The following is a 13,680-nucleotide window of genomic DNA, read 5'->3' on the forward strand; positions in this document are numbered from 1 at the left end:
GGTTTATCGGGTGTTGCGCAGATCTTCTCTCTGCCAACGGCGTTTGATAAATACGCGCCGACGCGTGCGAAAATAAGCGACATAGAGATAGAACGCCGCCCGGTTGCTGAATAGCGCACCGCCAACCCCGCCCCCCAGCAGCATGGCGACAGTGGCGATGCCGGTCATCCCCGCCGCCCACGCCGCCGCGGCGCCAAGGCAAAACAGGCCGAGCATGCCAAGGTAATATTGCAACAATACCACCCCGCTGTTTTTACCCTGCACCAGTTGGAACAGGATCAACGTCATCCACACCGCCACGATCGCGCCGCTGCCCATGAGAACGGCAGCGGAAGTCTTGCCGCTCCAGGCGGCCGCCACGTCCGTGGCCAGGCCCATCACGCCCGCCAGCCCCAGCGTCAGGCAAACCATCAGCAACATGACATTGCCGACGCCCGGCGGCGACAGCCGCTGGCCCGGCGTCAGGAAATGCTGCTCGAGCTGCGCATCCACACCGGCGAAAAGCGCGCCATCGCGCGCCGCGATTTGGCGTTCCATCTCCCGGCCCTGCGCGATCAGGCGTTTAATCATCCAGTCCGCCATTACCTCACCATCTGCGGCAATTTCTGCATAATGCCCACAAAATACTGCCCGGTGGTTTTCACATTCACCGGCGCAGACAGGGTGCCGCTGATGCCGCTGCCCACGAACGTCAATGAGTTATTGAGCGCCGAATGCAATTGCTGGCGCAGCCCGTTTTGGATCGCTTCCGTCGGGTAGCGCTTCGGGTATAAGCCGTTCTTCACCATCTCTTTCAAGACGTTATTGGAAATTCCCGGATTTTCCGCCCGAATGATGTTTTCGGTCAGCCGCTTCCTTTCGCTACGGGGCATGCTTTTCAGCCATTCCGTCGCCTTGCGCGCCGAAATGCGGCGCATGGCGCGGTAGGTCATCGTCGCTTCCTTCAGGGCAGCCCCGGCACTGGCCAGCGAGATCACATCGAGCACGGTACTGGTAGCGATATACCACTGTTCTGAGTCGAGCTGAGCCAGTTCATCGCCTTTCCCGTCATAAAGCTTGTTGACGCGGTACAGCCCATTGCCGCACTGCAACGCGCTGGCAGCCATGCCGGCATAACCCAGATAAGCCACCGCCGAGCTGGTGCCGCCGGTAAACGGCACGGCGACGCTGCCCGACGCCAGTAAAAATACCGATACCAGCAGCGTTCCGCACGACAGCGCGGCCGAGGCCAACTCTTTGCTGACGCTGGGTTTGCTCAACGCTTCCGACAGCGTATTGGTCGCGGCAACGCGTGAAGTATGAGCCACCGTTTTGCTGATGACCACGTGGGTAACCTGCGAAGCGTTTGAGTAACCGGTGTGCTGCGTCGGGCGGACTAAAAATGAGTTCTGCCCGTCGGAAAAAATAATGCCCACGCCATGAAAGGCGAGGCTGCAGTCCAGCGAGTCCTGCAAGGCTTGCAGATTAATATCGCGATAGAATTCTTGTACGCCGGTATTGCCCAACAGGCGGGCAAACTCGGCGTTGGTCAAATCGTCTTCGGGGGAACCGAACGGCGTAGAAAAAGCGGTTTTCATTGTCGTGCATCCCTATACGTCAGAAGTCTTGGCAGTATAAAAATGCACGACAAAATCACAACCATGCAACCCATAAACTGACTAACGCGTCACGGTTGCTTATCAATCCGACTCACCCCTGCAAAAAGAAGCGGAACGCCGGGTTGTCGGTTTCGTCGTGGCAATCGTAGCCCAGCGCCTGCAGGTGACGCTCGAATTCCGGCTCGCTTTGCGCCAGCTCGAAGGCCGCCAGCACCCGGCCGAAGTCGGTGCCGTGGCTGCGATAGTGGAACAGCGAAATGTTCCAGTGCGTGCCCAGCGTCTGCAAGAACTTCAGCAGCGCGCCCGGCGACTCCGGAAACTCAAAGCTGTACAGCCGTTCGCGCAGCGGCTTCGACGGACGCCCACCCACCATGTAGCGCACGTGCAGCTTGGCCATCTCGTCGTCCGACAGATCCACCACCTGATAACCGTCGGCGTTGAGTTCGTCGATGATCTCCCGCCGTTCGGCGTGGCCGCGCGTCAGACGCACGCCGACGAAAATGCAGGCGTTGTCGGCATCGGCGTAGCGGTAGTTGAATTCGGTCACCGAGCGGCCGCCCAGCAGTTGGCAAAACTTGAGGAAGCTGCCCTGCTGTTCCGGAATGGTTACCGCCAACAGCGCTTCGCGCTGTTCGCCCAGTTCGCAACGTTCGGAAACGTAGCGCAGCCCGTGGAAGTTGAGGTTGGCGCCGGACAGCACGTGCGCCAGACGCTCGCCCTGAATGTTGTGCTGCTGCACGTACTTTTTCAGCCCCGCCAGCGCCAGCGCGCCGGAAGGTTCGGCAATGGCGCGCACGTCCTCGAACAGATCTTTGACCGCCGCGCAGATGGCGTCGCTGTCCACGGTGATCACGTCGTCCAGATACTCACGGCACAGGCGGAAGGTTTCGTCGCCGATGCGCTTCACCGCCACGCCTTCAGCGAACAGCCCGACGCGCGCCAGATCCACCGGATGGCCGGCATCCAGCGCCGCGCGCAGGCAGGCGGAGTCTTCCGCTTCGACGCCAATCACTTTGATCTGCGGCATCAGCTGCTTGATCAGCACCGCCACCCCGGCGGCCAGGCCGCCGCCGCCGACCGGCACGAAGACCCGATCCAGATGCGCGTCTTGCTGCAGCAGCTCCATCGCCAGCGTGCCCTGCCCGGCGATCACCGTCGGATGATCGAACGGCGGCACGAAGGTCATTCCTTGCTGTTGGGAAAGCTCGATCGCCTTCGCCTTGGCCTCGTCGAAATTGGCGCCGTGCAGCAGCACTTCGCCGCCGAAACCGCGCACCGCATCCACCTTGATGTCCGCGGTGGACACCGGCATCACGATCAGCGTTTTGATCCCCAGCCGTTTACCGGAGAAGGCGACGCCCTGCGCGTGGTTGCCGGCCGAAGCCGTTACGACGCCGCGCGCCTTCTGCTCTTCGTCCAGCCCGGCGATCATCGCATAGGCCCCGCGCAGCTTGAAGCTGTGCACCGGCTGGCGATCTTCGCGCTTCACCAAAATGGTGTTGCCGAGGCGCGAAGAGATTTTGCTCATGGCCTGCAACGGGGTGACCTGCGCCACCTCGTAGACCGGCGAGCGCAGTACCGCTCGCAGATATTCCGCGCCGCAGGGGGCGCTGGGTAGGGGTTGAGAGACCGCCATACTGCTTATCCCCCCAGTTTGCTCTTGTCGCGCACCGCGCCTTTGTCGGCGCTGGTGGCCAACGAGGCGTAAGCGCGCAGCGCGAAGGACACCTGACGTTCACGGTTTTTCGGCGTCCAGGCCGCATCGCCGCGCGCCAGTTCCGCCTCATGCCGCGCCGCCAGCTCCTGCTCGCTGACGTCCAGCTGGATGCCGCGATGCGGAATGTCGATCGCGATCATGTCGCCGTCCTGCACCAGGGCGATCAGGCCGCCGTTGGCCGCCTCCGGCGAGGCGTGGCCGATGGACAGCCCGGAGGTGCCGCCGGAGAAACGCCCGTCGGTGATCAGCGCACACGCCTTGCCCAGCCCCATCGATTTCAGATACGTGGTTGGGTAAAGCATTTCCTGCATGCCCGGCCCGCCTTTCGGCCCTTCGTAACGGATAACGACCACGTCGCCCGCCACCACTTTGCCGCCGAGGATAGCTTCTACCGCATCATCCTGGCTTTCATACACTTTGGCCGGGCCGCGGAAGGTGAGGATTTCCTTGTCTACGCCGGCGGTTTTGACGATACAGCCGTTTTCCGCCAGGTTGCCATACAGCACCGCCAGCCCGCCGTCCTGACTGTAGGCGTGCTCACGGGTGCGGATGCAGCCCTCCTTGCGGTCGGTGTCCAGCGAATCCCAGCGGCAGTCCTGAGAGAATGCCTGCGTGGTGCGGATACCGGCCGGCCCGGCGGAGTACATTTTCTTGACGCTTTCGTCGCGGGTCAGCATCACGTCGTAGGCTTCCAGCGTCTGCGGCAGGGTCAGCCCCAGCACATTGTTCACCTCGCGGTTCAGCAAGCCGGCGCGATCCAGCTCGCCGAGGATGCCGATTACGCCGCCGGCGCGGTGCACGTCTTCCATATGGTATTTCTGCGTACTCGGCGCCACCTTGCACAGGTGCGGCACTTTGCGCGACAGGCGGTCGATGTCTTCCATGGTGAAGTCCACCTCGCCTTCCTGCGCCGAAGCCAGCAGGTGCAGCACGGTGTTGGTCGAGCCGCCCATGGCGATGTCCAGCGTCATGGCGTTCTCAAACGCCGCCTTGTTGGCGATATTGCGCGGCAGCGCGCTTTCGTCGTCCTGCTCGTAATAGCGTTTGGTCAACTCGACGATGCGCTTGCCGGCGTTGAGGAACAGCGCTTTGCGATCGGCGTGAGTGGCCAGCAGCGAGCCGTTGCCCGGCTGCGACAGGCCCAGCGCTTCGGTCAGGCAGTTCATCGAGTTGGCGGTAAACATGCCGGAGCAGGAACCGCAGGTCGGGCAGGCAGAACGCTCGATCTGCTCGCTGTCGGCGTCGCTGACGTTCGGGTTCGCGCCCTGGATCATCGCGTCCACCAGATCCAGCTTGATGATCTGATTGGAGAGTTTGGTCTTGCCGGCTTCCATCGGGCCGCCGGAGACGAAGATCACCGGAATGTTCAGGCGCAACGCCGCCATCAACATGCCCGGGGTGATCTTGTCGCAGTTGGAGATGCACACCATCGCGTCGGCGCAGTGGGCGTTCACCATGTATTCGACCGAGTCGGCGATCAGCTCGCGCGACGGCAGGGAATAGAGCATGCCGCCGTGGCCCATGGCGATGCCGTCATCCACCGCGATGGTGTTGAACTCTTTGGCCACGCCGCCGGAGGCTTCGATCTGTTCGGCGACCAGTTTGCCCAGATCGCGCAGATGCACGTGGCCCGGCACGAACTGGGTAAAGGAGTTGACCACGGCGATGATCGGCTTGCCGAAATCGGCGTCGGACATCCCGGTCGCGCGCCACAATGCGCGGGCACCCGCCATATTGCGGCCGTGGGTGGTGGTGGCGGAACGGTACTTAGGCATGCTCTTTTCACTCCAAATGTATTTATGACAGGCGGCGAACGAACCGCCTGGATATTCTTATCTGTCTGTCTTGTCGTTACGGATTGACCGGATCCAGCCAGCCGTATTTGTCTTCTGTCTTGCCGCTGAACAGGCCGAAGAACGCCTGCTGGATCTGTTTGGTCACCGGGCCGCATTTGCCGATGCCGACCTGAATGCCGTCCACGCTGCGCACCGGCGTGATTTCCGCCGCGGTGCCGGACATGAACACTTCGTCGGCCAGGTACAGCGATTCGCGCGACAGCACCTGCTCACGCACTTCGAAGCCCATGTCTTTCGCCAGCTTGATGATCGCGTCGCGGGTGATGCCCGGCAGCGCCGAAGAGGTGAACGGCGGGGTGTAAATCACGCCGTCTTTCACTTCAAACAGGTTCTCGCCCGCCCCTTCGGAAATGTAGCCGTGCACGTCGAGCGCAATGCCTTCCTGATAGCCGTGGCGACGCGCTTCGCTGCCCACCAGCAGAGAAGAAAGATAGTTGCCGCCGGCCTTGGCCGCGGTGGGGATGGTGTTTGGTGCGACGCGGTGCCAGGAGGAGACCATCGCGTCGATGCCTTGATCCAGCGCTTCTTCACCCAGATAAGCGCCCCAAGGAAACGCCGCGATAATCACGTCCGTTTTGTAACCGGCCGGCGGGTTGACGCCCATGCCGACATCGCCGACGAACACCAGCGGTCGGATGTACGCGCTGACCAGGTTGTTCTTGCGCAACGTGGCGCGGCAGGCTTCCATCAGTTCGTCAACGCTTTGCGAAACCGGCATGCGGTAGATTTTCGCCGAATCGTGCAGGCGCTGCATATGCTCGCGATGACGGAACACTACCGGCCCCAAGTGCGAGTCGTAGCAGCGCACCCCCTCAAATACCGACGTGCCGTAATGCAGCGCGTGCGACATCACGTGCACTTTGGCCTCGGCCCAGGGAACCATCTCACCATTGAACCAAATGTAATCGGCTTTCTTTGTCATTGTTATTTATCCTTCTCGGCGCCTCAGGCGCGTATTTGTTGTGATGTTGGCTGCTGGATCTCGACGCAGGAGACGTCCATCAGTTTACTTAATTGAGATGACAACAGGGCAACCGGACGCGGGCTGGCAACGGTCAATTCGATATTGATGCTGTCGGCGTTGGCCGGGGAAACCATATTCATAGCACAAACCTGAAAGCCGCGATGACGCACGACCCGCAATACGCGCTCTAACATTTCGGGGCGAAAACGCGCCTGGATCGAGAGTTGATGCTGCATCATGATATTTCCTCCAACATGGTTTCGTTGCCGGCGCCCGGCGGCACCAGCGGCCAGACGTTTTCGAGTTCGTCGATAGAGACCTGCAGCAGATAAGGGCCTTCGGTGTTGAACAACGCCTCGAGCGCGCCCTCCACCTGATCCTTGCGGCTGATGCGCTGGCCGGGAATGCCGAAGGCGGCGGCCAGCATCAGGAAGTCGGGGTTATCGGACAGGTTGGTTTCACTGTAGCGGCCGTCGAAGAACAACTGCTGCCATTGACGCACCATTCCGAGGCGCTGGTTGTCCAGCAGTACGATCTTCAGCGGCAGCTGTTTGCGCTTGATGGTGCCCAGTTCCTGCACGTTCATCATGAAGGAGCCATCGCCCGAGACGCAGATCACCGTATCTTGCGGGCGCGCGATCTGGGCGCCCACCGCAGCCGGCACGCCGAACCCCATGGTGCCGAGGCCGCTGGAGGTGATGAAATTCTCCGGGCGTTCGAACGTCATGTGCTGCGCGCTCCACATCTGGTGCTGGCCCACGTCGGTGGTCACTACGCTGTTGGCCGGCTTGCGGGCGGACAGCTGGCGCAAGAACAGCGGCGCGTAGATCGGCTGGCCGGGGTGATCGTAGCGGCAGGCGTGGTCGGCTTTCAGCGCCGTCACCTGCTGCTGCCAGGGGGCGATGTTCAGCGGGCGCTGCAACGCCGGCAGCAACGCTTTCAGATCGCCTTGCAGGGCCACATGCGCCTGGCGCAGCTTGCTCATTTCCGCCGGGTCGATATCCATGTGGATCACTTTGGCGTGCGGTGCGAAGGCGTTCAGTTTGCCGGTCACGCGGTCATCGAAACGCGCGCCGACGGCAATCAGCAGATCGCACTCCTGCACCGCCAGGTTGGCGGCCTTGGTGCCGTGCATGCCCAACATGCCGAGGTACAGCGGATCTTGCGCATCCGGCGCGCCCAACCCCTTCAGGGTGGCGACGTTCGGCATGCGGGTCACGGCGATGAACTCGCGCAGCGCCGGCACCGCCTGCGCCATGCCCACGCCGCCGCCGACGTACAGCATCGGTTTGTGCGCCTGAGCCAGCAGCTCGGCCGCCTCCGCCAACGCCGCCGCCGGGAATGCCGGCGCTTCATCGACCGGTATCAGATGCGGGTGCAAGTCGCCCTGCGCCAGCTGGATGTCTTTCGGGATATCGATCAGCACCGGGCCAGGGCGGCCACCGGCGGCGATGGCGAAGGCTTCCGCCATAATGCCCGGCAGCGCGTCCAGCGATTCCACCAGGAAGCTGTGCTTGGTGCAGGCCAGAGACAGGCCGAGAACATCGATCTCCTGAAAGGCATCGGTGCCGATCAGCGCGGAACCCACCTGACCGGTGATGGCGACAACGGGAACGGAATCGAGCAGCGCATCAGCCAGGCCGGTGATCAGGTTGGTGGCGCCGGGGCCGGAAGTGGCGATGCAAACGCCGACTTTGCCGGTGGCGCGGGCGTAGCCGATGGCGGCCATCGCGGCGCCCTGTTCATGGCGGCACAGCAGGTGTTCCACTCCGCCGTCGTACAGCGCATCGTACACCGGCATGATTGCCCCACCCGGATAGCCGAATACGGTATCCACACCCTGCGCACGCAACGCTTGAACTACCCACTGAGCGCCATTCATAGTTATTTCCCCGCCTTACTTCGACAACCGCAGGATTTTGTTCTGTTTTTCATTCTCTGCCCCTTGCTCCACTTTTCTCTTGCCAATAAAAAACCCCCGGACCTGACGGTGCGGGGGTTCTCTTGCGATTCCGGCTTGTTTGCTAAGCCTTTCTTCGTCCAAGTGCAGCCCCGCACGGTGGGATAATAATCACCACCACGCTAATCACGACTAGGCTAATCACTTGGGCAAAGGCTTTCATAATGGGTTTGTTCACTGTGCTCATTCAGAACTAATGCTTACAGAGGTACCATAGTCGCGCGCGGCATGACAACACTTTTTTTGCGTTATTATTCGGCGCAATCTGGTCATACCTCACGCGAATCGCCCGGATTTCACACGTTGGCGCGCACGCCCGGATTTTTCACCGCGTCTGTGATCGCCTTGCCGCGCGTATCCTTACCGAAGAACACCAACAGGGCGATCGCCACCGCCACCGTACCGGCGACGATCGCCATCGCCAGGCCGTAATTATGCCCATGATGCTCGGCGATGGTGGCTTGCAGCGTGGCGTTGACCGAAGCGATCAGGTTACCCAACTGGTACACGAACCCCGGCAGCACCGCGCGGGTGTTGGCCGGCACCAGCTCAGTCAGGTAGGTCGGCACCACGCCCCAGGCGCCCTGCACCATGAACTGCATCAGGAAAGCGCCGATCCCCAACATCAGCGAACCGCTGGAAAATGCCCACAGCGGGATCACCGGCAGCGCCAGCAACGCGGCGATGATGATCGCTTTTTTGCGGCCGATCTTTTCCGACAACGAACCGAAGAAAACGCCGCCGATAATTGACGCGATATTGTAGCTAATGGCGATGATACTGACGGTTTTTGGATCGAAACCGTGCTGAACTTTCAGAAACACCGGATACAGATCCTGCGTGCCGTGGGAGAAGAAATTGAACGCCGCCATCAGCAGCACCAGATAGCAGCACAGCTTCCAGTGGCTCTTCAACACCGGCAGCAAGGCAGAGCTTTCCTTGCGTTCACGCGCCGCCAGCCACACCGGCGACTCCTGCACGCAATAATAAATAAACGGCAGCAGCAGGATCGGCGCCGCGCCGATGACAAACATGCCGCGCCAGCCGACCGTTTCGAACAGCAGGCCGTACACCACCGCCGCCAGCAGATAACCGAACGGATAGCCGGCCTGGAAAATACCCGACATCAGGCCGCGCGAGCGGTCCGGTATGGTTTCCATCGCCAACGACGACGCCACGCCCCAGATGCCGCCCATCGCAACGCCGTACAACACCCGCAACAGCAAGAAGACCGTCAGCGAGGGCGCGGCGGCGGAGAGCAGCTCAAACACCGAGAAGAAGACGATATTCAGCATCAGGATCGGCTTGCGGCCATATTTTTCCGCCGCCCGCCCGAAGATCAGCGCGCCAATCGGGCGCACCGCCAGCGTGAGCAGAATCGCCAACGTCACCTGTTCCAGACCGACGTGAAAAGATTGCGCGATGTCACTGAGTAAGAATACCAGCACGAAAAAATCGAAAGCGTCGAGCGTCCAGCTTGAAAAGCTGGCGATTGCCGCGTTGCGTTGCAGCGGGGTCCAACCAAACATAGTGTTATCCCTACCGTAGAGTACGAAGTCAGGAGGTTTAGCGGCTGCCGGGCAGAATGCGGCGGCGGTCGGGGTTTGTTAAATAAGTGATTTTTCTTTTAATCAATTGTTAAATACACCCGTTAACCCTATGGTTGCAATGCGTATGGGCCGCTAATATGTTGCAGCCTTCAGCGAATTGTTAATGGGTATTGCCGCAGGTTGCGAGGCGGCTCGCACAACCTCATTTATTTCGATGAAAATCAGCGATTACTCTGCTAAATGCATCGAAAAACCACCAATAACGCCGCGCAATGCCCAGATGAATCACGCATCATGTCGCCCTCAGCAAGGAGAGCGATATGTCACTGGCGGTAATCTATAGCCGCGCCATCATCGGCGTTCAGGCCCCTTCCGTGACGGTGGAGGTGCATATCAGCAATGGCCTGCCCGGCCTGACGCTGGTCGGCCTGCCGGAAACCACGGTAAAAGAGGCGCGCGATCGGGTGCGCAGCGCCCTGATCAATAACGGTTTCACCTTTCCCGCCCGGCGCATCACCGTCAATTTGGCGCCCGCCGATCTGCCGAAAGAAGGCGGGCGTTACGATCTGCCGATAGCGCTGGCGATCCTCGCCGCCTCCGAGCAATTGCCCCTCGCACCGTTGGCGCGCTACGAGTTTCTTGGCGAGCTCGCGCTGTCCGGCTCACTGCGCGCGGTCAGGGGCGCGATCCCGGCGGCGCTGGCGGCGGCTGATGCCGGGCGGCAACTGATTCTCTCAACGGACAACGCCGCCGAAGTCGGCCTGATCGAGCAGTCGCACTCCCATACCGCCCGGCACCTGCTGGAAGTCTGCGCCTTTCTGCTCGGCCAGGGCGAACTGCCGGTGGCGGCCACGCCTCCCGCTGCAGACACCGCCTGCGACAGCGCCGATCTGCGCGATATCATCGGCCAGGAGCAGGCCAAGCGGGCACTGGAGATCGCCGCCGCCGGCGGGCATAACCTATTGCTGATTGGGCCGCCGGGCACCGGTAAAACCATGCTGGCCAGCCGCCTCACGGGCCTACTGCCACCGCTCACGGAGCCTGAGGCGCTGGAAAGTCTAGCGGTCGCCAGCTTGCAGCATCACATTCCCACTGCCCTACCATGGCGCCAGAGGCCGTTTCGCGCACCGCACCACAGCGCCTCGATGGCGGCATTGGTCGGCGGCGGCTCACTGCCGCGACCGGGCGAGATCTCGATGGCGCATAACGGCGTGCTGTTTCTGGATGAACTGCCGGAATTCGAGCGTAAGGTACTGGATGCGCTGCGTGAGCCGTTGGAATCCGGCGAGATCGTGATTTCACGCGCCAACGCCAAGGTCTGTTTCCCCGCCAGAGTGCAGCTGATCGCGGCAATGAACCCCAGCCCGACGGGGCACTATCAGGGGTTGCACAATCGCGCCTCACCGCAGCAGGTGTTGCGCTATCTGGCCCGGCTGTCAGGGCCTTTTCTCGATCGTTTCGATCTGTCTATCGAAGTGCCGCTGTTGCCGCCGGGAACACTCAGTCATCGGAAAACACACGGAGAAAGCAGCGAACAAGTGCGGAAAAGAGTGCTGCTGGCACGCGCCCGGCAACTTGAACGCGCCGGTAAAGTCAACGCGCTGCTGAGCAACCGCGAAGTGGAACGGGATTGCGTTCTGCAGTCGGCAGACGCCGAGTTTTTGGAAGCGACATTAAACGCGCTGGGGTTATCGGTTCGCGCCTGGCAGCGCATCTTGAAAGTGGCGCGCACGCTGGCGGATTTGGCGGGAGATGCTGAGCTTGACAGGCGCCACCTCAGCGAAGCGCTGGGCTATCGCAGCATGGACCGCCTGCTGTTACAACTGCATCGTAGTCTGGAATGAAAATGGGGCCCGCAGGCCCCATCGTCTTTAGTCTTCGCTGTCGCTGTAATCTTCTACTGCGTCAGCCTGCGGTTTACCGCCGGACAGAGTATGGAATTTCTTCGGGCGACGTGTGCGCGCCAGATATTTAGCCCATACTTTTTCCTGCTCGGTAGCCGCTTCGCGCTCACCGCGGCACACTGCGACGAACAGTTGTTCTTCTTCAGTGGCCGGCTGGCGTTTGCCCGAGTCCAGCTCGTTAAACGCGTAGCCGAAGCGCTCTAGCAATTGCGCCTCTTTAATGGTGAAATCGCCGTGACGGGAGAACCCGCGAGGGTAATGTTTATTATCAAAAAAACGATTGGTCGTGGTGAAGCTATCCGCCATCTGACACGCTCCTAATTCTCTTATGGCCGTGCTGTTTATGGCGCGGAGTATTAGATAGGCTTGACAGCGTGTAAAACAAAACATTTAAATCTTAACGACAAATTTTTTTGGAGATAGGTGTGGATACCGAATTACTGAAAACCTTTTTGGAGGTCAGTAGAACGCGTCACTTTGGCAGAGCCGCAGAATCTTTGTACTTAACGCAGTCCGCGGTCAGTTTCCGCATCCGTCAGTTAGAAAACCAGCTGGGCGCCAATTTATTTACCCGTCATCGCAATAATATCCGCCTGACGCCTGCCGGCGAGCGGCTTCTGCCCTATGCCGAGAGCCTGATGAACACCTGGCAGCTGGCGAAAAAGGAGGTCGTGCGTTCGCTGCAACACACCGAGTTGTCGATCGGCGCTACCGCTTCGCTGTGGGAAGCCTATCTGACCCCTTGGCTACAGGCGCTCTATCAACAACGCGAAGCGCTGCAGCTAGAAGCCAGGGTGGCATTAAGGCACTCTTTGGTAAAACAACTGCATGAAAGGCAGCTCGATTTACTGATCACCACTGAACCGCCTAAGATGGATGAATTGGCCAGCCAGCAACTGAGCAATTTCTCATTACGCCTGTTCTCATCCGCGCATCGTGACAAACAGGCCCCCATGCCCTACATCAAGCTGGAATGGGGAGCCGACTTCCACCAACAGGAAAGCCGCATGCTGGAAGGTGATAACGTGCCGGTGCTTACTACCACCTCCGCTCACCTGACGCGTCAGCTGTTGGAAACCACGGGTGGATGTGCTTTCCTGCCCAGCCAGTGGGAAAAAGAGTATCCACAGTTGGTGGCCGCCACCGAGATCCCGCCGATTATCCGCCCACTGTATGCCGTCTGGTTGCAAAACAGCGATCAACAGCCTTTGATTCGGCAATTACTTAAAATACCTTTAAATACCGCAGCCTAAAGCGTTATGGCGGCCTTAAACGCCGTCATCGTGGTCATGCCTGTCTATCACGCCAAAACGCGCTCATCGCCTTCTGAGAGAAGATAATGCAAAACGAGATAAGAATCAGGAGGCCGGCAGGATAGAGTTCGGAGGAACATGAAGCAACCAGGATCGGGCAAACATCGGCATATAGCGTCAAAAGCGCTCTATTCCAAAGCGGTAAGGAAGAAAAATGATAGGCAAAAAAAACCCTTTGCTTTCGCAAAGGGTTCTTAATATGGCAGGGGCGGAGAGACTCGAACTCGCGACACCCGGTTTTGGAGACCGGTGCTCTACCAACTGAGCTACGCCCCTAAATCTCGCTTAACATTATGCCTGCTAATAAAGCAGGCATAATTAAATAAGTGGCGGAACGGACGGGGCTCGAACCCGCGACCCCCTGCGTGACAGGCAGGTATTCTAACCAACTGAACTACCGCTCCACCGATTCTTTTACGTTGCATCTCTCGATGCCGGCAAATTCGCGCGCTGCGATTTGCGCATTACCAGTCGTCACGCTGATAACGTTTATTTGATGCCTGGCAGTGTCCTACTCTCGCATGGGGAGACCCCACACTACCATCGGCGCTACGGCGTTTCACTTCTGAGTTCGGCATGGGGTCAGGTGGGACCACCGCGCTATTGCCGCCAGGCAAATTCTGTTTCATTCCAACCGCTTCACTCTCGTGTCGCCATCAGAACCAATCTCGGAACTTCGCTGAAAATATCTTCGTCTCTAAAACACCTTCGGTGTTGTAAGGTTAAGCCTCACGGATCATTAGTACTGGTTAGCTCAATGCATCGCTGCACTTACACACCCAGCCTATCAACGTCTTAGTCTTAAACGTTCCTTCAGG

12 protein-coding genes, 2 tRNA genes and 2 rRNA genes are annotated in these 13,680 nt (G+C 59.9%); 2 read left to right on the forward strand and 14 right to left on the reverse strand.

Going from position 1 to position 13,680, the window contains the following annotated elements:
* Positions 1-3: 3 nt before the first annotated feature.
* From ACJ8MK_RS17805 to ACJ8MK_RS17845, 9 genes are all read right to left on the reverse strand, one after another.
* Positions 4-582 (reverse strand): hypothetical protein, encoded by a 579-nt coding sequence (locus ACJ8MK_RS17805; RefSeq protein ID WP_060439642.1) that lies wholly within the window; start codon positions 580-582, stop codon positions 4-6.
* Complete coding sequence (locus ACJ8MK_RS17810; RefSeq protein WP_033654501.1) at positions 582-1,577, reverse strand: hypothetical protein; 996 nt, start codon at positions 1,575-1,577, stop codon at positions 582-584. Before ACJ8MK_RS17810 ends, ACJ8MK_RS17805 begins: the two co-directional genes overlap by 1 nt.
* Positions 1,578-1,689: 112 nt before the next feature.
* Entirely contained in the window at positions 1,690-3,234 is a 1,545-nt protein-coding gene (ilvA, locus tag ACJ8MK_RS17815) for a threonine ammonia-lyase, biosynthetic (RefSeq protein ID WP_015379394.1), read from the reverse strand.
* 5 nt (positions 3,235-3,239) lie between these two features.
* A complete protein-coding gene (gene ilvD, locus ACJ8MK_RS17820; RefSeq protein ID WP_442517945.1) occupies positions 3,240-5,090 on the reverse strand; it encodes a dihydroxy-acid dehydratase in 1,851 nt (616 codons plus the stop codon).
* Between the two features lie 76 nt (positions 5,091-5,166).
* Positions 5,167-6,093: a branched-chain amino acid transaminase gene (locus ACJ8MK_RS17825; RefSeq protein ID WP_033636413.1), complete on the reverse strand. Its 927-nt coding sequence runs from the start codon at positions 6,091-6,093 to the stop codon at positions 5,167-5,169.
* A gap of 23 nt (positions 6,094-6,116) precedes the next feature.
* Positions 6,117-6,374: an acetolactate synthase 2 small subunit gene (ilvM, locus tag ACJ8MK_RS17830; RefSeq protein ID WP_004929955.1), complete on the reverse strand. Its 258-nt coding sequence runs from the start codon at positions 6,372-6,374 to the stop codon at positions 6,117-6,119.
* Entirely contained in the window at positions 6,371-8,017 is a 1,647-nt protein-coding gene (gene ilvG, locus ACJ8MK_RS17835; protein ID WP_039569749.1) for an acetolactate synthase 2 catalytic subunit, read from the reverse strand. Before ilvG ends, ilvM begins: the two co-directional genes overlap by 4 nt.
* A 142-nt stretch (positions 8,018-8,159) precedes the next feature.
* Positions 8,160-8,258 carry an ilv operon leader peptide gene (ilvL, locus tag ACJ8MK_RS17840; RefSeq protein ID WP_013814970.1) on the reverse strand — a complete coding sequence of 33 codons (99 nt, stop codon included), beginning with the start codon at positions 8,256-8,258 and terminating at the stop codon, positions 8,160-8,162.
* Between the two features lie 133 nt (positions 8,259-8,391).
* The gene (locus tag ACJ8MK_RS17845) at positions 8,392-9,624 is read right to left on the reverse strand and encodes an MFS transporter (protein WP_049234772.1); all 1,233 of its coding nucleotides are present in this window, start codon (positions 9,622-9,624) and stop codon (positions 8,392-8,394) included.
* A 341-nt stretch (positions 9,625-9,965) separates the two neighbouring features.
* Between ACJ8MK_RS17845 and ACJ8MK_RS17850 the strand changes: the two genes are divergently transcribed.
* Positions 9,966-11,489: a YifB family Mg chelatase-like AAA ATPase gene (locus tag ACJ8MK_RS17850; RefSeq protein WP_442517946.1), complete on the forward strand. Its 1,524-nt coding sequence runs from the start codon at positions 9,966-9,968 to the stop codon at positions 11,487-11,489.
* A 27-nt stretch (positions 11,490-11,516) separates the two neighbouring features.
* Here the strand turns inward: ACJ8MK_RS17850 and ACJ8MK_RS17855 are convergent, their stop codons facing one another.
* Complete coding sequence (locus ACJ8MK_RS17855; RefSeq protein ID WP_004929946.1) at positions 11,517-11,855, reverse strand: DUF413 domain-containing protein; 339 nt, start codon at positions 11,853-11,855, stop codon at positions 11,517-11,519.
* A gap of 119 nt (positions 11,856-11,974) precedes the next feature.
* Here ACJ8MK_RS17855 and hdfR point away from each other — a divergent pair, with 119 nt between their 5' ends.
* Entirely contained in the window at positions 11,975-12,802 is an 828-nt protein-coding gene (gene hdfR / locus ACJ8MK_RS17860) for an HTH-type transcriptional regulator HdfR (RefSeq protein WP_033636417.1), read from the forward strand.
* Positions 12,803-13,062: 260 nt separating this feature from the next.
* On the opposite strand, the gene ACJ8MK_RS17865 is transcribed toward hdfR, so the two are convergent.
* The 4 genes from ACJ8MK_RS17865 to ACJ8MK_RS17880 form a co-directional block, all read right to left on the reverse strand.
* Positions 13,063-13,138 (reverse strand) — tRNA-Trp (locus tag ACJ8MK_RS17865).
* Positions 13,139-13,189: 51 nt separating this feature from the next.
* Positions 13,190-13,266 (reverse strand) — tRNA-Asp (locus ACJ8MK_RS17870).
* Between the two features lie 94 nt (positions 13,267-13,360).
* Positions 13,361-13,476 (reverse strand): 5S ribosomal RNA (gene rrf / locus ACJ8MK_RS17875).
* A gap of 104 nt (positions 13,477-13,580) precedes the next feature.
* Positions 13,581-13,680 (reverse strand): 23S ribosomal RNA (locus ACJ8MK_RS17880); the annotation flags it as partial.

Source organism: Serratia sp. CY38905 (assembly GCF_052168875.1).
In the GTDB taxonomy this organism is placed as follows: domain Bacteria; phylum Pseudomonadota; class Gammaproteobacteria; order Enterobacterales; family Enterobacteriaceae; genus Serratia; species Serratia sarumanii.